At 73.4% G+C, this 20032-nt stretch carries 17 protein-coding genes; 4 read left to right on the top strand and 13 right to left on the bottom strand.

Annotated features, from left to right (window positions below):
* Window positions 1–74: 74 nt before the first annotated feature.
* The 9 genes from ACWEV0_RS20470 to ACWEV0_RS20430 form a co-directional block, all read right to left on the bottom strand.
* A complete protein-coding gene (locus ACWEV0_RS20470) occupies window positions 75–1571 on the bottom strand; it encodes an aminopeptidase P family protein (protein WP_453150759.1) in 1497 nt (498 codons plus the stop codon).
* Window positions 1572–1629: 58 nt separating this feature from the next.
* Window positions 1630–2151: a MaoC family dehydratase gene (locus ACWEV0_RS20465; protein WP_453150758.1), complete on the bottom strand. Its 522-nt coding sequence runs from the start codon at window positions 2149–2151 to the stop codon at window positions 1630–1632.
* A gap of 89 nt (window positions 2152–2240) precedes the next feature.
* The gene (locus ACWEV0_RS20460; RefSeq protein WP_453150757.1) at window positions 2241–3617 is read right to left on the bottom strand and encodes a hypothetical protein; all 1377 of its coding nucleotides are present in this window, start codon (window positions 3615–3617) and stop codon (window positions 2241–2243) included.
* Window positions 3604–4569, bottom strand: coding sequence for an ornithine cyclodeaminase family protein (locus ACWEV0_RS20455; protein ID WP_453150756.1), 966 nt, complete (start codon window positions 4567–4569; stop codon window positions 3604–3606). The genes ACWEV0_RS20460 and ACWEV0_RS20455 overlap by 14 nt, the downstream gene beginning before the upstream one ends.
* Window positions 4566–5456: an HpcH/HpaI aldolase/citrate lyase family protein gene (locus tag ACWEV0_RS20450; protein WP_453150755.1), complete on the bottom strand. Its 891-nt coding sequence runs from the start codon at window positions 5454–5456 to the stop codon at window positions 4566–4568. The genes ACWEV0_RS20455 and ACWEV0_RS20450 overlap by 4 nt, the downstream gene beginning before the upstream one ends.
* Window positions 5453–6706, bottom strand: coding sequence for an 8-amino-7-oxononanoate synthase family protein (locus tag ACWEV0_RS20445; RefSeq protein ID WP_453150754.1), 1254 nt, complete (start codon window positions 6704–6706; stop codon window positions 5453–5455). The genes ACWEV0_RS20450 and ACWEV0_RS20445 overlap by 4 nt, the downstream gene beginning before the upstream one ends.
* Complete coding sequence (locus ACWEV0_RS20440; protein WP_453150752.1) at window positions 6706–7572, bottom strand: cupin-like domain-containing protein; 867 nt, start codon at window positions 7570–7572, stop codon at window positions 6706–6708. The genes ACWEV0_RS20445 and ACWEV0_RS20440 overlap by 1 nt, the downstream gene beginning before the upstream one ends.
* 80 nt (window positions 7573–7652) lie before the next feature.
* Complete coding sequence (gene dmpG, locus ACWEV0_RS20435) at window positions 7653–8666, bottom strand: 4-hydroxy-2-oxovalerate aldolase (protein ID WP_453150751.1); 1014 nt, start codon at window positions 8664–8666, stop codon at window positions 7653–7655.
* The gene (locus ACWEV0_RS20430) at window positions 8663–9580 is read right to left on the bottom strand and encodes an acetaldehyde dehydrogenase (acetylating) (RefSeq protein WP_453150749.1); all 918 of its coding nucleotides are present in this window, start codon (window positions 9578–9580) and stop codon (window positions 8663–8665) included. The genes dmpG and ACWEV0_RS20430 overlap by 4 nt, the downstream gene beginning before the upstream one ends.
* Window positions 9581–10001: 421 nt before the next feature.
* On the opposite strand from ACWEV0_RS20430, the gene ACWEV0_RS20425 reads away from it, so the two are divergent.
* Together ACWEV0_RS20425 and ACWEV0_RS20420 are read left to right on the top strand one after the other, a co-directional pair.
* Window positions 10002–11267 carry an MFS transporter gene (locus ACWEV0_RS20425; RefSeq protein ID WP_453150748.1) on the top strand — a complete coding sequence of 422 codons (1266 nt, stop codon included), beginning with the start codon at window positions 10002–10004 and terminating at the stop codon, window positions 11265–11267.
* A gap of 56 nt (window positions 11268–11323) precedes the next feature.
* Window positions 11324–12757 carry a hypothetical protein gene (locus ACWEV0_RS20420; protein WP_453150747.1) on the top strand — a complete coding sequence of 478 codons (1434 nt, stop codon included), beginning with the start codon at window positions 11324–11326 and terminating at the stop codon, window positions 12755–12757.
* A 2-nt stretch (window positions 12758–12759) separates the two neighbouring features.
* Here the strand turns inward: ACWEV0_RS20420 and ACWEV0_RS20415 are convergent, their stop codons facing one another.
* Genes ACWEV0_RS20415 through ACWEV0_RS20405 form a run of 3 tightly spaced genes read right to left on the bottom strand, consistent with a single transcriptional unit; the run spans window position 12760 to window position 16065 of the window.
* Window positions 12760–14448, bottom strand: coding sequence for a hypothetical protein (locus tag ACWEV0_RS20415; RefSeq protein ID WP_453150746.1), 1689 nt, complete (start codon window positions 14446–14448; stop codon window positions 12760–12762).
* A complete protein-coding gene (locus tag ACWEV0_RS20410; protein ID WP_453150745.1) occupies window positions 14423–15199 on the bottom strand; it encodes a hypothetical protein in 777 nt (258 codons plus the stop codon). Before ACWEV0_RS20410 ends, ACWEV0_RS20415 begins: the two co-directional genes overlap by 26 nt.
* Window positions 15196–16065 (bottom strand): hypothetical protein, encoded by an 870-nt coding sequence (locus ACWEV0_RS20405; protein WP_453150743.1) that lies wholly within the window; start codon window positions 16063–16065, stop codon window positions 15196–15198. The genes ACWEV0_RS20410 and ACWEV0_RS20405 overlap by 4 nt, the downstream gene beginning before the upstream one ends.
* A 222-nt stretch (window positions 16066–16287) precedes the next feature.
* Here ACWEV0_RS20405 and ACWEV0_RS20400 point away from each other — a divergent pair, with 222 nt between their 5' ends.
* Window positions 16288–17001 (top strand): 4Fe-4S single cluster domain-containing protein, encoded by a 714-nt coding sequence (locus ACWEV0_RS20400; protein ID WP_453150741.1) that lies wholly within the window; start codon window positions 16288–16290, stop codon window positions 16999–17001.
* Here the strand turns inward: ACWEV0_RS20400 and ACWEV0_RS20395 are convergent.
* On the bottom strand, window positions 16976–18262 hold the full coding sequence (locus tag ACWEV0_RS20395) for a macro domain-containing protein (protein WP_453150739.1): 1287 nt from the start codon (window positions 18260–18262) through the stop codon (window positions 16976–16978). The genes ACWEV0_RS20400 and ACWEV0_RS20395 overlap by 26 nt on opposite strands.
* Window positions 18263–18468: 206 nt before the next feature.
* On the opposite strand from ACWEV0_RS20395, the gene ACWEV0_RS20390 reads away from it, so the two are divergent.
* A partial coding sequence (locus ACWEV0_RS20390) for a serine/threonine protein kinase (protein WP_453150738.1) occupies window positions 18469–20032 on the top strand: 1564 nt, incomplete at its 3' end.

Raw genomic sequence — 20032 nt, 5'->3', positions numbered from 1 at the left:
TCTCCCCTCCCCCCTCCTCGCCCCCCCCCCGCCCGCCGCCCCCGGGCGCCGCCCACGACTCGCTCGTACGGGTGCTAGCGCGACACCCGCGCGATCCACTCCTCCACCTCGTACGAACCGCGCGGCATCGCGGCGGACAGGTTCTCGTAACCGTCCTCGGTCACCAGCACGTCGTCCTCGATGCGCACCCCGATGCCACGGAACTCCTCCGGCGCGAACAGGTCGTCGGCCTTGAAGTACAGGCCCGGCTCGACCGTGAGGATCATGCCCGGCTTCAGCTCGCCGTCCATGTACTCCGAGCGCAGCAGCAGCTGGCAGTCGTGCACGTCCATGCCCAGGTGGTGGGAGGTGCCGTGGACCATCCAGCGCCGGTGCCAGCCGCCGCGCTCCGGGTCGAGGGTCTGCTCCAGGGTGACGCCCTCGGGCAGCAGCCCCCACTCGTGCAGGCGGCGTGCGATGACCCGGTTGGCCGCGGCGTGGATGTCGCTGAACCGGTTGCCCGGCTTCACCGCCTCCATGCCGGCCTGCTGCGCCTCGTGCACCGCGTCGTAGATCTTGCGCTGGACGTCGGTGAAGCGGCCGGACACCGGCAGGGTGCGGGTGATGTCGGCGGTGAACAGGGAGTCGATCTCCACGCCGGCGTCGACCAGGATCAGGTCGCCCTCGCGGACCTCGCCGGTGTTCCGCGTCCAGTGGATGGTGTTGGCGTGGTCGCCGGACGCGCAGATCGACTCGTATCCGACCCCGTTGCCCTCGTGCCGGGCGTACAGGCCGAAGACGCCCTCGACCCACCGCTCGCCGCGGCCCTTGCGCACCGCCTCCGGCAGGGTGGTGATGATCGCCTCGAAGCCCTTGTGGGTGGCGGCGATCGCCTTGCGCATCTCGCCGACCTCCCACGCGTCCTTGACGAGCCGCATCCCGGACACGTGACGGGCCAGCTCGTCGTCGGCCTCCTCCTGCTCCGGGCCGGTCAGCGTCGACCCGGCCTGGGTGCGGGTGGCGTCGACGAGCTCGGCGAGCCGCGGGTCGGCCGACCGGACCACGCGCAGCCGGGCGGCGGCCTCGTCCTTGGCGAGGTCGTCGGCGAGCGAGTCGATGTGGCGGGCGGTGAGCCCGAGCCGCGACTCGAGGTCGGCGAGGGTCTCGCGGGAGCCGACCCAGAACTCGCCGTACCGCGAGTCGGCGTAGAACTCCTCGCTGTCCCGCGGGGCCGGCGGACGGGTGTACAGGACGGCCTGGTGGCCGCCCTCGGGCCTGGGATCGAGGACCAGGACGCTGTCGGGTTCGGCGTGCGCGCCGAGCCCGGACAGGTGGGCGAAGGCCGTGTGCGGCCGGAAGGTGTAGTCGGTGTCGTTGCTGCGTACTTTCAGGCCGCCGCCGGGAAGGACGAGCCGCTCGCCGGGGAACCGCTCGGAGAGAGCCGCCCGGCGGCGGGCCGCGGGGTCGGCGACCTCGTCACGGGGCGTCGGCGGGCGGTCGTCGGTGGCCCACCCGGAGGCGATGAACTCGCGGAACTCGGCGCTCGCGGGGATACCGCGGTGGCCGGCCTTGGGTTGATTCTCGCTCGGCATGCCCAACATCCTGTCAGGCCCGTCGACTTCACGAGCACCTGACCATGAAAAATGGCGATCACAAAACCGTAGCGTCGCCCTCGGCCGTGCCCTGCCCGCCGCGGCAGCGGACCATGAACGACCGCTCGAAGACGATCACGGTCTCGCCCGTCGACTTCGTGCCCGTCGTCTCCACCGTGATGATGCCCTGTCCCGGCCGGGACTTCGACAGGCGCTTGCCGAGGATCCGGCTCGTCGCGTAGAGCGTGTCGCCCACGAAGACCGGCTCCTTCAGCCGGACCCGGTCCCAGCCCAGGTTGGCCACCGCCCGGGCGGACAGCGCCTGCACGGTCATCCCGCCGATCAGGCACAGCGTGATGCCGCTGTTGACCAGGACCTTCCCGTACTCGGCGCCGGCTCCGTAGTGCTGGTCGAAGTGCAGCGGGTGCTGGTTCATCGTGAGCAGGGTCAGCCAGGTGTTGTCGGCCTCGGAGAGGGTGCGGCCGGGCCAGTGCCGGATCACCATGCCGGGCTCGAAGTCCTCGTAGTCCCCGCCGTGTTCCTCGACGTACTCGTTGTCATTGACGCGGCGCAGGGTCATGCGGTGTCACTCCGGTGATGTCGGTGAAGGGCTCCCGGCGCGCGGGGCGCGCGCCGGGAGGGAGAGGCGGGACACGGGCGGCGGCGCCGTCAGACGGCCACCGTCACGTTGTCGGAACTGCTGGTGTGCCCGCGGACGCTGACGATCCCGGCCGAACCGTCGCCGAAGAAGCGGCAGAACAGCCCGGCCGGGCGCCCGCCGAACAGCAGCGGGCCGAGCACCGGGGCGACCTCGGCCTCGTACGGCTCGTCGCAGCCGTCGGCGATCAGCGCGACCCGGCACGTCTGCGGCGCCACGAACTCCTGCACGATGCTCGTGCCGCAGTCGACGGCTTCGCCGACGGCGGACTCCCAGCCGGCCTGCTCGACCTCACGGCCGATGACCACCTGCTTGCCGCTCTCACCGAGGCCCGCCTTGAGCACCAGCAGCTCCCGGTTCTCCAGGACGAACGGCAGCAGATCGACCGTCCGGCCCGCGCGCTCGGTCTTCCGCTCCGCGAGGACCCGCGTCCACGGCAGATACCGGTCGACGAGGGCGCGCTCGGCCGCCGTCATCCAGGGCCGCCCCTCCGAGAGCAGACCCATGGTGACCTTGCTGTGCATGAAGGTCGACGTCTGGGTGCCCACCAGCAGACAGCCGTTGTCCAGGGCGTCCTGGACCGGCGCGGTGTCGAGACCGACCTCCAGCCAGTCCGGGATGGTGAAGTTCCGCAGCCCCATCCCGTAACGCAGGTGCGGGGCGCAGTCCCACGCCTCGTGCAGCTCCTCCGGCTCGAAGAAGCGCGCGGCCAGGCCGTGACTGTTGTAGTGGTCGGCCTCCATCTCGAAGTACCGCCGCTCCACGCCGTTCACCCGGGCGCTGCCGACGACGGCCACCCGCGGCGCCACCCCCAGCTCGGCGCCGAGCGACCGGAACATCTCGGCGCGTACGGCGAAGGGGCTGTGCGAGCTGAACGGCGTCCGGCCGTCCGCGTCGGCGTGCAGCCTGCGCCACACCGAGAGCCGGCTCTGCGTCTCGACGACGCCGCCGAGCGCGCCGCTGACGTTGAACTCCAGGAACCGCGGCCCGTCGGGGCCGATCACCAGGTCCGGCCGGACCACGCAGTCGGCGTACCGCTCGTCGGCGAACGGGTCGGCCAGCCAGAGCCGGTCCTCGGTGCCGGGCATGCCGTAGGCCGCCAGCCGGTCGGCCGTGGTGGGCCCGGTCTCCAGGGCGGTACGGCGCAGCAGCCCGGTCAGCGCGACGCTCGCCCGGAACACCTCGGCGTAGGACGCGCGCGGGATCGCCATCGGCGCCGCCGGGAGCAGGGGCTGGTACGGCCAGCCGGTGTCCCGGAGCTCGTGCCGCAGCATCCGCCGGATCGTCTCCGCCGGCGCCGCGGGCCTCAGCCGGTGCCGGCCGAACCACGGGTGACCGCGGTCCGCGCCGGCGTCCTCGACGAGGACAGGGTTCTCATACGTGTCCATCCGCCACCCCTTCGAACAGCGCCACCGCGGCGGCGGTGTCCTCGATGGCCATCCCGACCGTGCGCAGCACCGAGGTCCGGCCCACGACATCGGCCGCGCCGCCCGCGAGCCCGCCCAGCTCGTACAGGTCGTCGGCCGTGATCAGGCCGCCGGCCAGCGCGGCCCGGACCTCACCCGCGCCGTCGAGCGCCGCGGCCCGCTCCTCGACGATCGTCACGGCACCGGCGAGCAGGGCCGGCTCGACCTCGATCGCGTCCGGGTGCGTACCGCCGATCACGTTCACATGCGCCCCGGCGGCCACCCAGTCCGCCTCCACCACGGGTGTGGCGTCGTCGGTCGAGGTGGCCGTGCAGACGATCGGCGCGTCGCTGACGGCGTCCTTGGCGGTGGCGCAGACCGTCACGCGGACCGGCCGCGACGCGGTCTCCCGTACCCGGTCGGCGAGTTGCTCGGCGCGGGCGCGGGTGCGCGAGTGGATCCGGACGCCGCGGACCGGGCGTACCGCCGTCACCGCCCGGATCAGGGCTTCCGCCTGCACTCCCGCGCCGATCACCGCGAGCTCGTCGGCGTCCTCGGCCGTGCACCGACGGGTCGCGAGCGCGGCGACCGCGCCGGTACGGACGGCGGTGAGCTCGGCGCCGTCGAGCAGGGCGGTGATCCGCCCGGTCGCCAGATCGGTGAGCGCGACGATCCCGTGGATCAGCGGCAGCCCGCGGACCGGGTTGTCCGGGGTCAGCGTCGTGACCTTGACGCTGCCCACCCCGCGCTGCTCCCAGACGGCGGGGCTGACCAGCAGCACCCGCTGGTCGCCGTGTTCGACGACGGTCCGGGCGGGGGAGCGGGTCCGGCCGCCGGCGAGGTCCGTGAACATCTCGCCGAGCACGTCGATCACCCGGGTCATGCGCCGGACGCCGGCCATGTCGGCGGCGCCGACCATCAGCGGTGCGGTCATGCGGCCCCGCCCGTTCCACCGACGCCGTCACCCTCGCGGCCGAAGCGGCTCGTCCAGGCGTCCTCGCGCGCCACGGTGTCCCGGGACCGCCGGGCGAACGGCGGGCCGACCATGTTGCCGTCGACGACGGCGATGCCGCCGTCGGCCGCCGCCACGGCCTCCGCGACCCGCCGGGCGAGCGCCAGCTCGTCCGGGCGGGGCCCCAGGATCCGGTTGATCACGTCGAGCTCGGCCGGGTGCACGGTCACCTTGCCGTGGAAGCCGAGGCCCTTCACCCGGGTGGTCTCCGCCGCGAGGACCTCCGGCTCGGCGAGCCGGAAGTTGGCGGTGTCGATGCACGCCGTCCCGTACCGGGCACAGGCCATCGCCATCGCCTGGCGGGCGGCCAGCATGGCCTCCCAGGTGATCTCGACGCCCAGCGTGGCGGCCAGGTCGGCCGAGCCGAGGACCAGGCCGTCGGCCGCGCGCGCGATCTCGTCGATGGCGGTGACCGACTCGACCGTCTCCACCGTCACGTATATCTCCGGGTGCGCCCCGCCGGACGCCAGCATGCGCCGCAGCAGCTCGATCTCGGCGCCCGAGGTCACCATCGTCATCACGACGATGCCGGGCTTCACCGGGCTCTCGGCCAGCATCAGCACGTCGTGGACCGCGGCCATGCCGCCGAGCTCGTTGATGCGCACGCCGACGTTCGCCGGCCGCGGCGCCTTCTCCAGCGCGGCCCGGCAGACCGTGCGGGCGGCCGGCTTCTCGGCGGGCGGTACGGAGTCCTCCAGGTCGATCAGGTGGACGTCCGCGTCGTACGACCAGGCCTTCGTCACCCGCTCGAGGGAGAGCGCGGGCGTGTAGAGGATGCTGCGCGGGACCGCCCGTACGGCTCCGGTCACCGGACCACCGACTCGGGCCGCGCGGCCGCCGGCCGTGCCCCGGCCTCGATCAGCGCGGCGGCGAGCCGCTTGATCTGCTCCTCGGTCTGGCCCGCCCGCAGCATCACGCGCAGTCCGGCGGTGCCGCGGGCGACGATCGGGAAGAACACCGGCGAGGTGTAGAAACCGGCCGCGAAGACCTGCTTGGCGGCGTCGACGACGGTCTCGTCGCTCATCGGCACCACGCGGATCGGGTACGTGCTCGCGGCCTGCTCGGTCGTGACCAGCGAGTCGAACAGCGCGATGTTGGAGCGCAGACGCCCCTGCAGCTGCGTGAGTTCGTCGGTGCGGTGGATCTCGGCCGAGGCGATCGCCGCGCCGACGGCGGCCGCGTTCATCTTCTGCGAGTAGCCCAGCGGGCCCGCGAAGCGCTCGATCAGGCGCCGCGTCTCCTGCGGGTAGCCGTCGAGCAGGATGGCCGTGCCGCCGGCGCCGAAGCCCTTGCTGAGCGTCGCCACGGTGATGGTCCGCTCGTCGAGGACCGGGGAGTGCGAGCGGACGTATCCGATGCCGCGCTCGCCGTACGCGGACAGCGAGTGCGAGTCGTCGTAGAAGACCATCATGCCGTACTTGTCCTGCAGTTCGGCCAGTTCGGCGACGGGCGCGTAGCCGCCGAGGCTGTCCGAGCCGTCGACCACGTAGCAGACGCGCTCGTAGGTGCGGCACATGTCCTCGAGGAAGTCGAGGTCGTGGTGGCGGCAGGTGACCACCTCGGTCTCGTCGGCGCAGCTCGGCTTGGCGTTGGCCATCGAGACATGGGCGTTCTTGTCGAAGACCATCAGCGGCCGGGTGCCGTTGCCGAGGTGGCCCGACGCGATGATCGGCAGCAGGCCGGTGCTGGCGGCGGCGGTGGAGATGGCGCTGATCACCATCGCGCCGAACAGCTCCCCGAGCGACTCCTCCAGCTCCAGCAGCACCGGGGTCTGGACGCGGGTGCGCGGGATGCAGTGGTCGAGCACGCCGAAGCGGCGCAGCGAGTTCACGGCGCCGTCGATGACCTTGGGGTGGGTGTCCAGGTCCAGGTAGGAGCAGACGGTGAAGTTGACGAACTCGTGCCCGTCGGGCATGTGGAACACGCCGTCCTCGAGGTCGCCGACGATGCCGGCGACCCCGTGCTCGTAGGACATGTTCCAGAACTCGTTGCCGATCCCGATAAGCCGGTCGTTGTTGCGGTACTTGTGCGTGGGGGTGATGGTCTTGCGCTCGCTCATCAGGAGTTCACCTCGGTGGGACGGTAGCTGTAGACGCCCTTCAATCTCCGGTAGGCGTACGTGTACAGCGCGACGCCGAGCACGTGCGGCCTGCGGAGGATCTTCTTCGACTTGAGCCAGAAGTTGACGTTGATGTTCATCTCGTCCAGCGATTCGGCCTGGTGCCACCAGCCGAGCGGCAGGTAGAGCATGTGGCCGGGTTCGAGGACGAAGTCACGGCGCTGGGCGAGCTTGGCCGCCAGCCTCGGGTAGCGCTTCAGATCGACGTCGTCGAGGTCGAACACCTTCGACTTGTCGCCGAATCCGCGCAGCACCGAGCGCGGGTAGTAGTCCCGTACGCCGGGCGGCGCGATGATGAAGCGCTTGCGGCCCTCCAGGGCGATGTTGAAGTTCTCGAACTCGTCGAAGTGGTTCTTCGTGAACACGCCGCGGTGGCTGATCCACAGGTTGGCCGCGTACAGGCTGTCGCCGTAGCCGAAGAACTCCTCGGCGTCGAAGCCGATGACGGCGTTCACGTCGGCCGGGCTGCTGCGGATGTTCGACACCACGCGGTGCCAGGTGTCGCTGCTGGTCAGGAGCTGCTCGTCGGCGAAGAACTCGCGGAGCCTGATGTCCCGCGTCTCCCAGCGCCCCGGGTGGTTCTTGTCGCCCGGTTCGGTGAACAGGGTGACGGTCATCTCGGCGAGCCGCGCGGCCACTTCGTCGCGGCCGAGTCCTTGCACGCTCTTCGGCAGCTCGATCACCACCGGTCGGTCGGCCTTGTACAGCCCCTGCGGGCCGACGGCCAGGAATTCGTCGAACGACATGCGGGCGACCTCCACGCCCGCCGACCCGTTCGACCCGGTCACAGCCTCCGGAACTGCCATGTCGTCTGTCCTCCCTTCGGAAACGAGTGGGGCCCTTCGGAAAAGGCCGGGCCCTTGGGAAAGGGCCGGGTGGGGTGCCGTCAGGCGGTCGTGCCGCGGCCGCTCAGCTCCGCCACCACGTCGACGATCAGGTCCTCCTGGCCGGCGATGGCCTGCCGCCGGCCGAGCTCGAAGAAGACGTCGCGCGGGTCCACACCGGCGGCCGCGGAGAGTTCCACGACCCGGTGCTTGAATCCGGAGAACACCCCGGCCAGGCCGCTGACGATGCTCATCGAGGCGGTCACCGGCGGCGCGGGCATGAGTTCGCGCTCGGCGAGGTCGGCGGCGTCGAGCAGCCCGTACAGGTCGATGCCGGTCGCGAACCCGCTCCGCTCCAGGACCGGGACCAGCACCTCCAGCTGGGTGTTGCCCGCCCCGGCGCCGAAGCCGCGGGCGCAGCCGTCGATGATCGCGGCGCCGGCGTCGGCGGCGGCCACCGAGTTGGCGACGGCCATGCCGAGGTTGTCGTGCCCGTGGAAGATCACCGGGACGGTGCCGACGGCCTTGACGATCGCGCCGATCCGCGCGGTGACGTCCGCCGGCAGGAAGTGACCCGCGGAGTCCATGATCCCCACGCCCTGCGCCCCGTACCCGACGGCCCGCGCGGCCTCCTCGGCCAGCTCGTCCGGGGTGGCCATGTGGCTCATCATCAGCACGCAGTGGGCCTCGGTGCCGGCCTCCCGCAGGAAGCCCAGGTGGCGCTCGGCCAGCGACGTCTCGGTGGCGTGCACGCCGATCCGGACGACGTCGGCGCCGTGCGCGATCGCCTTCCGCAGGTCGTCGGAGGTGCCCCAGCCGGGCAGCATGAAGACGCCCATCCGGCTGTTGCGCAGCGCCTCCCGGACGGTCGACAGCATCTCGTCGTCGCTCGCCGCGGCCAGGCCGACCTGCAGCGAGGAGGCGCCGAGACCGTTGCCGTGGCCGACCTCCACCACCGGGATCCGCGCCGCGTCCGCCGCCTCCGCGTAGCTCCGGATGGCGGCCACCCCGAGCTGGTGCCGGACGGCGTGCTGGCCGTCGCGCAGCGTCGGGTCGTGGATCAGCACCTGCCTCATCGCGCCACCCCCGTGCGGGCCGCCCGGTCGAGCCGGGCCGCGTGCTGCTCGGCGACCATGACGGCCGCGGAGTTGATGATGTCGAGGTTTCCGGCGTACGGCGGAAGGACGTCGCTGTGCGCCATCACCTGGAGGGTGATCGTGACCCGGTCGCCGACCGCGGTACAGGCGGTGACCTCGTAGCCGGGCGCGAAGGAACGCACCTGCTCGGCCGTCCGGTCGGCCACCGCGCGCACCGCCGCCGGGTCGGCGCCGGGTATGAGGGCGTGGACGGCCGTGCGGAAGGTCGCCGGCGGCACCGCCGGACTGATGTTGAGGATCGCCTTGACGTCCGTGACACCGGAGAACGCCGTCACGGCGTGACCGGTGGTCGCCACGTACTCGTCGAGGTTCAGCCTGGTCGCGCGGCCCGCGACGTCACTGGCCACGGTGGAGACGACCTCGACGTACGAGACGGGGAACTCGGCCGCGAGCGCGTGCACGACCGGGACGGAGGCCTGGCCGCCGCAGCTGATCAGGTTGACGTTGCGCCCGGTCGTCGCCGACACCCCGGTCACGGTGGGCGCCACCATCTCCCCGACCTTGCTGGGTGTCAGGTCGATCACCAGCGTCCCGAGCGGTTCGAGCAGCGGCCAGTGGTCACGGTGGGACGCGGCGCTGGTGGCGTCGAAGACCACGTCGAAGGGACGTGCGGGCGCCAGCACGGCCTCGATGCCGGCGGCGGTGGTGGCGTAGCCGAGGCGCTCGGCGTACCGCAGGCCCGCCGACTCCGGATTGCGTCCGGCCACCAGCCGCAGGTCGAGGGCGGGTGACCGGTCGATCTTGCTGACCAGGTCCCGGCCGATCGCCCCGGTGCCGATGACGGCGACCGTCACCGGTTCGGCCACCTCCGGAGGCGCGTTCGTCAGGCCCATGAGCGTTGTCCTCACCGTTCGATGTGCGTGCGGCTGCTTGTGGCAGCCCTGACTGCAGGCACGGGGGAGCCGACGCCCGGCCGCGGGTCGCGAAGATGGCGCGAACCAGACGTCTTCACACAGTTTTCGAAAGCCCCGTCGATGACATGCCCCCCACGCAGACACCGCGCCGGCCGCCGTTTCAGCAGCCAGCGGCCGCGAACATACCAGAAGAGCGTTTGACTCAAACCCCCCTTACTTGAATGGAGTTCGAACGTGTTGCGGCTGGGATTCGCAGGTGACAGGCTTGATCAACAAAGCTGATCTTTTCCTCGACGCGGCCGTCGAAGGCGGACTATCCTCGGCGAGCCCGTGCGCCTGCCGTACGGCGGACCGATGAGGGGGAGACCATGAACTGCCGGCTGCGCCGCCCCGCGGTGTCATGAGCGCGTCGACGACGGACACGACCGAGACGACCGGTCCCGAGCGCCCGCGGCTGGGAGGCGACTTCTCCCGGCTGTGGTGGTCCGCCGCCGTGTCCTCGCTGGGCGACGGCGCCACGATCGCCGCCGCACCGCTGCTGGCCGCCCGGCTGACCGACGACCCCCGCCTGATCGGCGCGGCCTCGGTCGCCTTCACCGCGCCGTTCATCCTCTTCGGCATCCCGGCCGGACTCCTCGTCGACCGCGTCGACATCCGCAGGATGATGGTCCGCGTCGACTTCACCCGGGCCTGCCTGCTCGCGCTGCTCGCCGCCGGGATCATCGGCGGCTGGGGCGGACTGCCGCTGCTCTACGCGTGCATGTTCCTGCTCGGCACCGGTGAGGTCCTCTGCCGCAACGCCGCCCAGGTGCTCGTCCCCTTCATCACCCCGCAGGCCGGACTCGCCACCGCCAACGCCCGCGTCATGGCCGCGCAGGAGGCCGGCACCGGGTTCGTCGGACCGCTCGTCGGCGCGCTGCTCTTCGGCGTGGCGATGGCCCTGCCGTTCGCCACGGACGCCGCCACCTTCCTGTGCTCCGCCGTCCTGGTCAGCCGCATCCGCCGCACCAAGCCGGTCGACGCCAAGCCGGCGACGGAGGGCGTGCTGTCGGAGATGCTGGCCGGCGCCAAGTGGCTGTACTCGCACCACCTGCTGCGCAGCCTCGCCCTGATCTCCTGCCTGATCAACATGGCCGGGAACGCGATGCTCGCCGTGCTCGTCGTGCACAGCGAGCGAGTGCTCCACCTGAGCCCGTTCGGCTACGGCGTGATGCTCGCCTGCCAGGCGGTGGGAGCCGTCCTGGCCTCACGCTTCGCCCCCGCCCTGTCCGAACGCCTCGGCCGGGAAGGCGCGTTGGTGGCCACCGCCGTCCTCATCGCCACCAGCGAGACGGTGCTGGCCACCGTGCCCTCGGCGTACGCGGTCGGCGCGGCCCTCGCGATCTTCGCCTGCGGCACGGTGACCTGGAACGTCGTCGTGGTCGTGCTGCGCCAGACCCTGGTGCCGCAGCACCTGCTCGGCCGGGCCAACAGCGTCTACCGCCTCGTCGCCTGGGGCGGACTGCCCATCGGCGCGGCCGTCGGCGGCATCGTCGCCGCCGAGGTCGGCACCCGCGCCGTGTTCGGCGCCGGCGCGGTCGCCATGGCCGTCGTCGCGGTGGCCCTCCTCGCGGGCGCCCGCCGCCACTGGATCACCCGCGCCGAGCAGCGCGCCGAGACGGACTGAGCGGAGCGGCCGCCCGGCACACCGGGCCCTGCGGCCGCCTTCGGAAAGGACCTGCGATGACGACCACGAGCCCGCCCGAGCCGCCCAGGTCGCGGCTGGGCCACACGTACGGCGAGCAGCTCGCGCGCCACGCGTCGCCGGTCCACCCCACGGCCGCCGCCCGCGACTCCGCCACACTCACCCTGGCCTACCAGGACCGGTTCCTGAACGGCCCCGCCTTCCTCGGCGAGACCGAACGCGCCGGTGTCGTACGGGACCTGCACACCGTCTACGGTCTGCTGCGCTCCCTGCCGGAGCGGGTCTTCGACGGCAGCATCACCGCCCTGGCGGAGGCGGTCGGTCTGGACCCCCTGCAGACCGCGCTGATCACCCGCAGCGCCCGGACCGGCTCGCTCCACCCGCTGGGCCGGGCCGACCTCTACCACGACGGCACGGGCTTCAAGCTCCTCGAGTTCAACATCACCAGCGCGCTCGGCGGCTTCGAGAACGCCGACATCAACCGCGCGATGCTCGCGTACCCGCCCCTCGCGGAGTTCGTACGCCGGCACCGGCTCCGCTACCGGGACACGCTCGCCTGCATGGTGCGGACCATGTACGCCGAGTGCGCCGCCCACATCCCCGCCGGCCGGCCGCCCGTCGTCGCCGTCGTGGACACCCCGGACAACTTCGCCGTCGTGGGGCCCCGGCTGCGGGTGCTCGCCGGGAAGCTGGCCGAGCACGGAGTCGCCGGAATCGCCTGCGACCTCGGCGAGTTCACGTACCCGAACGGCCGCCCCACGGTCGACGGCCGGGCCGTCGACGTCGTCTTCCGCTACTTCCTGCCCGAAGACCTCTCCGACCCCGCGGCGGCGGCCCAGCTGGAGCCGCTCCTGACCGCGGCCGAGCAGGGCCGCGTCGGCCTCTTCAGCCGGCTGGACGCGGAACTGTACGGAAACAAGGGCACGCTGGCGATGCTCTCCGACGACCGGCACCGCGCCCTGTTCGACGCCGCCGAACTCGCCTGCGTCGACCGCCTCCTGCCCTGGACCCGTTACGTCCGCCCGCACGCCACCGACCCCGCCGGCTCACGGATCGACCTGCTCGCCCACGCCGTCGCCCACCAGGACGAGCTGATCCTCAAGCCGACCCTGCTGCACGGCGGCCACGGCATCACCGCCGGCTGGCAGGTCGGGCCGGCCGAATGGGAACACCGGCTCACCTCGGCCATGAACGGCCCGTACGTGGTCCAGCGCCGGGTCCGCCCGGTCGCCGAACCGTTCCCCGACGGCGCCGGCGGCGTGCGGGAACTCTTCCTCAACTGGGGCATCTACGTGGGCGCGCCCGACGCCGTCGGCGGCACCGAGGACGACGGCTACGGAGACGGTTACGGCGACGGCTACGGTGGCGGCTTCGTGCGGGCCAGCGCCGACCCGGCGGTGGGCGTGGTCAGCATGGGCAGCGGTGCCGCGGTCGGCTGCGTCTTCGACGGCGGCGACCGCGGCGACGGCTGACGTCAGCGTGCCGTGCCCTCCGCGGACCGGAAGGGGAGCAGCGGCCACTCGTTCGACAGGCGCATGGCTGCCTCGGTGACCGCGGGATCCCTCGATCCCTCCGCCACGCCCATCAGGAACGCGTTCGCCGCGGACTCGTACAGCTCGGTCGTCGCCCGCTGCCGCGCCCTGTTCGTCTCCGCGCGCAGACCGGTGCGGCCGGCGGCCGACCGCTCCACCGCCCGCGCCCGCTCCAGGGCGGCGACGGCGGCCTCCCGGTCGCGCCGGAGGCGGGCGCCCCGCTCCAGATGGGAGCGGTAGCTGTCGAGGTACGGGTGTTCCCGCAACAGCCCGAGCAGCAGGCCGATGCCGCCGGACAGCAGGAGCAGCGCGACGAACATCCAGGTGACGGTGGTCTGTTCGAGGTGCATGCTGTCCACCAGGGTCGGCGGCGGCCGCAGGTCGAGCCCGGCCACGTCGCCGAGGTCCGTGGGCAGCGTCTGCGGATCGCGGTGCCGGAAGACCAGCTTGGTGCGCAGATAGCCGAGCGCCCAGGTGGAGAAGGCCCACACGCCGAGCAGCGCGAGCGCGGGCAGGTTCGCCCACCGCGTCGCGCCGGTCGCGGGCCGGGCCCGCAGGGCGCGGCCGGCGAGGTGGGGGACCACCACCATGACGATCGCCGCCGAGACGGCGAGCGTGCCCGAGAGGGTGTCCGACTCGGTGCTGCCCGCCCCGTGGAAGGGCTGGAACGCGATCCAGTAGATCGGCACCTCCACGGCCGCGATGACGAGCAGCAGGCTCCACACCATCCACCGGGGCAGGCCGGGCCGGTGCGGCAGGCCCTCCCACCTGGCGGCGTCCGTCTGCTCGCGCACGCCGGCGTCCGTGCCGGCGAACGGGTCGGCGTACGGGTCCCGGGGACCGGGGCCGTCCGGGTTCCGGCGGCCGGCCGGGTCGCCCGGACCGGCGGACGCCGGATCCCCGTCGAGGCTCTGCCACTCCGCGTCGCCGTCGGGCGACGCGGCTTCCGTCTCGACCGCCTCGGCCTGCTTCGTTCCGTCGACGCCGCCGGAACCGACCGGCTCCTCGGCGTCCGCCTCCCCGCCCTGCCGCTCCGCGCCGCGGCCCCGTTCCTCCGCGCCCTCGGCGAGAGCGACGTCGCCGAACCGGAGGCGCAGCCAGCGTGCCTCGACGCGCTGCCGGACGCCGTCGCGGAAGCGCTCCCCCCGCACGGCCCGGGCCGCGAGCCGGTCCAGCTGTCGGCGGTTGGTCTCCAGCCACCGATCGTTCTCGGCCAACTGGCGGTCGATCCGCTGGACCTCGTTCTCGGCGTCGGCGGCCACCGCGGCGGCGTGCTGGTCCTCGGCGCGCGCCCGGGCCTCCTCCTCCAGGGCCTCCTGGTCCATCCGGGCGTGCAGATGGTCGCGTACGGAGGCCAGCTCGGCGAAGTACGGCACGCGGTCGCCACTGACCAGGATCCACGGGTCGAGCACACCGTCCCTGGCCACGGCGCGGCCGCGCTCGCGGGCGACGCTCCGGACCCGCTCCTCGTTCCTGTTCTGCGCGACCAGCGGCAGGCGCCGCACCCCGGCCTGAGCCGGGACGCCCTGGCCGTCGGCCGTGCCGGCACCGGCCCGGCGCCGGAACGGACGGGCGAACCGGGCGCGGCGGGGCGTCGGTTCCGGGTCAGCGCCGGTAGTCGTCGTGGACACGAGCCTTGCCCCTTTCCACCATGATCTCCGTCCAGAACGCGTTGAACGGCTCGTACTCGCCCGGCTTGGCCTGGCGGCTCATGCCGTAACCCACCGGATAGACGTCCATCCCGGACAGCGGCGGCACCCCGCGCGGGCCGAGCAGCTTCTCGACCGCGGTCTTCCGGGCCTCGGGCGTGGCGATCGACTTGGCGGTCAGCCCGAACTGCTGGTCCCACTGCTCGAAGTCGCTGACCACGAGCAGCGCCTTGGGCCCGCCGCCCGAGGGCATCGCCCGCGCGCCGCGCGCGAGGCCGCCGAGGACGTCGGAGCCGCTGTTGGTCTTCTGCGCGCAGGTGAGCATCGTGCGGGCGCCGACCACGGCCCGCACCTGCGCCTCCTGGCGGATCGCCGTCACGTCGTCGGTGGTCTGGGCCGGCGGGTCGAGGTCCACGTCGCTGACCCGGCAAGGCGAGGCCTGCGAGGAGCCGGTGATCGGCGCGAAGGCCATCGAGCCGCAGTGCCGGTCCTTCATGAACGGCACGATCGTCGCGTCGAGTTTGGCCTTCGCGTCGAACCCGCTCTTCGCGGAGCCGGAGCCCGAACCGTCCACGACCACCGCGCACGCGGTGTCGAGGGCCTCGGGCTTCTCGCTGGAGCAGCCCGCCGCGGCGAGCAGGACGGCGGCCAGCGGCAGGGCGGCGAGCGGTCGGGCCAGGCGCCGGACACTCGGGCGGCGCGGGCGGACGTTCGGCCTGCGGTGGGACGTCATCGGGTTCCCCTCCCGTGGTCGGTGCCTGCAGCGCCCGCGTGCGGGCGGCGCAGCTGCGTGTCGAGGATCTCCAGCGCCCGGGCCACGGCGGGCGTGCGGCCGTGCGCGGCCGGCGCCCCGGCCGGCGTGCCGCCGTCGAGCAGCCAGGTGTCGACGTCGTCCCAGGAGTCGTCGAGCGTGACGCGGCCGGGCAGCCAGTGCGCGGGCCGGGCGGTGAACGGCGGATACGCCGGGCCCTCCTGCGCGGCGGGCCGCGCGCCGGGCACCGGTGCCGGTACGGCCGGCGTCCCCGGCGGCGCCTGTCCCGACAGCTGTGCGCGCCGGGCCTGTTCGGCCCTCCACCGGGCCTCCTCGGCCCTCCGCCGCTCCTCCGCCCGCCGGTGTTCCTCGGCCCGGTCGGTCTGTACGGTCAGCCACACCGCGTCCCAGTAGCAGGCCAGGCGCTGGTTGGCCTCGTGGGTGAGGGCGACCGCCCGGGCCCGGCACACCTCGGCGTCGGCCCGCCAGGCGCCGACCAGGGCGCCGTAGCGCGCGAGCGCGGCCGGGGTGGGCTCGGCCCGCACGTCGTACTGGGTCACCACGCGCACGGACTCCTCGTGGATCCGTATCAGCGCCCGGCGCTGGTTCCGCAACAGGCGCGCGCGCAACTGGGCCACCGCGCGCAGCGAGCCCGCCCGCGCCTCCATGACGAACGGCGTCACGACGTCCGGGAGATCGAGGAGTTCGCCGGGATCCGCCGACGGCGCGGGCAGCAGCGGGCGCAGCCCCGGCGCGTCGAGCCGGCCGCGGCGCCGCGCCCGGCGGGCGGTCAGCCGCCCGAGCCGGGCCCGGCGCGCCGGTCCCCTGATCTGGTCCGTGGCGATCATGACGACGGATTCCCCCTTCTCCGCTTCCCGTTCCGGATGGAGGACGGTAGCGGAAGGAAAGCAGAAAGGAGACCGGAATTCGAGAGGTTTGAAGCGCCCGGAAGCCGTTCCCCGAAGTCACCCGGTTGTCGCCCGGAAAACGACCGGAATATTCTCCCGAAGCGTTTGCGGCGGACGGTCAATTGCGTTGATACTCGATTCCCGTCCATCGGGGGAGGTGTGATGCGCGTCAGAATCAGCGGGACACATTTCCCGCTGCGGACGCTCGGCCCGGGCCGGCGTCTCGGCGTGTGGTTCCAGGGCTGTCCGCTGGCCTGCGCGGGCTGCATGTCGCGGCACACCTGGGCGGCGGAGGGCGGCCGGGAGTCGTCGGTGCGCGAACTGCTCGACCTGTGGCGCGACGCGCTCGACCGGGGCGCGCAGGGGCTGACGGTGAGCGGTGGTGAGCCGCTCGAACAGGCCCCGGCGCTCGCCGAGTTCCTCGCCGGAGCGGACCGGCTGCGGGCCGCGGCGGAGCGGGCCCGGGGGAGCGGTCCGCGAGGTGGGCGGCCCGGGCCGGCGCGCCCGGACTTCCTCGTCTACACCGGCTACGAGCAGGACGAGTGGGATCCGTCCAGGCTGCGGGCGCTGCGGCACGCGGACGCGGTGGTCGCCGGGCGCTTCCGGATCGCCGAGCCGACCGCGCTGGTCTGGCGGGGGTCGGCGAACCAGCGGCTGCTCCCGCGCACCGCGCTCGGCCGGGAGCGCTACGCGCCGCATCTGCGCCGGCGGGCCGACGGTCCCGCCGTGCAGGTGGTGGTGGAGCCGGCCGGACGTCCCGGCGAGGCTCCGGCCGCCCATCTCCTGGGCGTGCCGGCAAGGGGAGAACTGGCCTTCTACGAGGGGTGGTTGGGTGAGCGTGGGCTGCGGCTCAGGGAGCGGAGCTGGCGTCCGTGAACAGCCGGGCGAGCTCCGGGTCGCGGGTCACGAAGTGCACCGTCCAGTCGGGGTGACGGCTCAGCTCCTCGGCGACGGCCCAGCGCAGCCAGCGGGCGGCCTTCACGGGGGGAAGGCCGCCCTGGCCGGAGCCGAGCAACGGGAAGCAGAGGGACGTCAACGGCGGGTCGAAGGCGTCCCGTTCGGCTTCCGCCAGGGCGAACACGGCCGCGACGGCCTCGGCCAGCGTCTGCGGGGCGACGTGGTAGCGGCCGCCGTCGCCGAGGGGGTGGGCGACGGCCGCGTGGTAGACGCGGCGCACCCCCCGCTCGGCGAGGGCGCCCGGGGAGGTGGGGACGACGATCCCGGGCCGGACCGGAAGTCCGGTGCGGCCGTGGGCGCGCAGCCAGTCGGCGAGTTCGCGGGCGAGCACGTCGTCGGTTATCTCGCCGGCCGCGTTGCGTATCGCGGCGGCCCGGCGCAGGGCGCCCGAGACGGTCGGGCGGAAGGTCTTGGACATCTCCAGATGGGTGTTCTCCGAGGACACCAGGATGTCGATGTCCCGCAGCAGTTCCATGGAGGACACGTGCACGGTGATGCGGCGCAGGGTGGCCGGCGGCACCGCCGGTCCGGCCGCGCGGGCGGGCGGATCGGGCAGCGGTACGGGGATGTCGTGGCCCGCCGGTCCGGCCGCGGCCGCCGCGCGGGCCAACGCCAGTACAGCGCCCGCGAGTTCGGCGATGACCTCCTGCTCCTGGCCCCGGCGGAACCGCTCGGCGGTGACGCCGTACACGGCCGCGGCGGCCTTGCGGCGCTCCGGGGCCGAGGTGCCACGCAGGCCGGGCAGCAGCCCGAAGGTGTGGGCCGCGGCCCGGCCGAGCGGATCGCCCCGCCGCCCGCCCGCCGTCCCGGCGGCAGCGCCGGAACTTCCGTGATGTCCGGGCCGGTTGACCCCGCCCACCCCGCTGTTCCCGCCCACCCCGCTGTTCCCGCCCGCCGTGCTGTTCCCGCCCGCCGTGCCGTTCCCGTCGGCCCCGCCGTCCCCGCCGTCCGTGCCGGAGGGTCCGGGCGTCGCGGCCAGGCGCCGTACGGCCGCCTGGAGCAGCGCCTCGACGGCGGCGGCCTCGTCGGTGCCGTCCGCCGCGAAACCGGCTGCCGTGGCGGCCTGGGTCAGGGCCTCGGGCCGGAGGCGCCGGAGCGCGGCGAGGCCGGGTCGGCGCAGGGCGTGCAGTTCCTCGGTCAGACGGGCGTGGGAAGGCAGTTCGGTGCCGGGGCTGCTCATGGCCGACACGATAATCCCGGTCACCCGATTTCGGGGCCGAGTGGTGCGCGCACCGGTCGGAATGATCTTCTCCGGCTGTGCGCGAAAGGTTGCGCGAAAGGGAAATTCGAACAAAGCGAACAGCGCCTGTTCGGGTCGGATGTCGTGAATGCTCCTGGCAGCGCCCTCCGTTTTCGCTCCTTCCCGTCCGGCGGAAGGCCGAGGCCATGACGACGGTCCCGCCCACCGAATGGGACGCCCACGGATTCGGCCCCGATTCCCGTCGCGGCCCCGAGGAGACCCGCCCCCGCCTCGACCGCGTCCCCGCCACGCTCGACCGACGCCTCGACCTCACCGAGCTCCTGAGGAGGGGCGGCGAACCCGCCCAGGCGGTCGTGCTGCGCGTCAAGGACCGCGAGGCCCGGCACCGGGACGCCGACGTGCCGCTGGTCCTCAAGTCGTACCACCGCGCCTTCGCGCCCGACGCCGAAGTGCGCCGCGTGCTCACCGAGGACCTCGGCGAGCACGTCGTACGCGTCCTGGAACACGGCACCGCCGACGGCCACCCGTACGAACTGCTGCCCTCCTACGGCCAGACCACGCTCGCCGACTACCACGCCGACCACCCCGGACCCCTGCCCGCGCCCCTGGTCCGGTCGGTGGTCGCCCAACTGCACGAGGCGCTCACCGCCGTCCACGACGAGGAGGTCGTCCACCGGGACGTCACCCCCGACAACATCGTGGTGCGCACCCAGCACGAGGACCGCCTCGACCTCGTCCTCGTCGACTTCGGCGCGGCCGAGCACACCGGCGACGAGGACACCCGGCGCCGCCGGGACTGGAAGGGCAAGCCGCTCTACCTCGCCCCCGAGGCGAGCATCCACCGGCAGAGCGTCACGCCCGCCGCCGACTGGTGGTCCCTCGGCATGATCGTGGCCGAACTCGCCGGCGGCCGGCACCCCATCGACTTCCGCGGCGACGAGGAGGTGCTCGCCTGGATCGCCACCCACGACCCCGAGCTGCCTCTCGTCACCGACCCCCGGCTCCTCGCGCTCTGCCACGGCCTGCTGACCCGGGCTCCCGAACACCGCTGGGGCACCGACCAGGTGGGCCGCTGGCTCGCCGGCGACAACCCGCCGGTCGCGCCGCGCACCGTCGGCGCCGTCCCCGGGTACGAGCCGCCGCGCCCCACCGTCGCACCCTTCGCCTTCCTCGGCCGCTCCGTCACCAGCACCGAGGAACTGGCCCACCAGTTCGACCAGTACTGGCGGGCCGCCGACACCCTGCTGTCCCACCGCCGCGACCGCGAACGCCTCCGGGAATGGCTCGGACAGTTCACCGAACCGCCCGGCGGCTCCCCGGACGACGCCGAACTCCTCGACCGGCTGCTCGACCGGACCCCGAGCCCGCCCGACATGCTGCGCCTGCTCAACTGGATGGGGCCGCGGCTGCCCGCCTCCTGGCACGGCATGCCCCTGGACGCCCTGGGCCTCGCGGAGCTGGAGGCGGCGGCGGTACGGGGCGACGACCGCGCCCGCGCACTGGTGGCGGCCCTGGTCCGCCACGACGAACTGCTGCCCCTGCTGAGCACCCGGCCCGAAGGCGAGGGCCTCGACGAGGTGCAGCGGCGCTGGCAGGACCACCGCGACAACTGGCGCGCGGCGACCGCCGACCTGTTCACCGGCGGCGGCCCGCGCGGCCCGCGGGGCCCCGCCCGCCGGCGCCGCGGCGCCGACGACCGCGACGCCCCGCTCCTCGGCCTCGCCCCCCCCCCCCCCAGATCTGAAGAGC

The organism is Streptomyces sp. NPDC003943, assembly GCF_053605265.1.
This window is presented reverse-complemented; position numbering and strand designations above follow the sequence as displayed.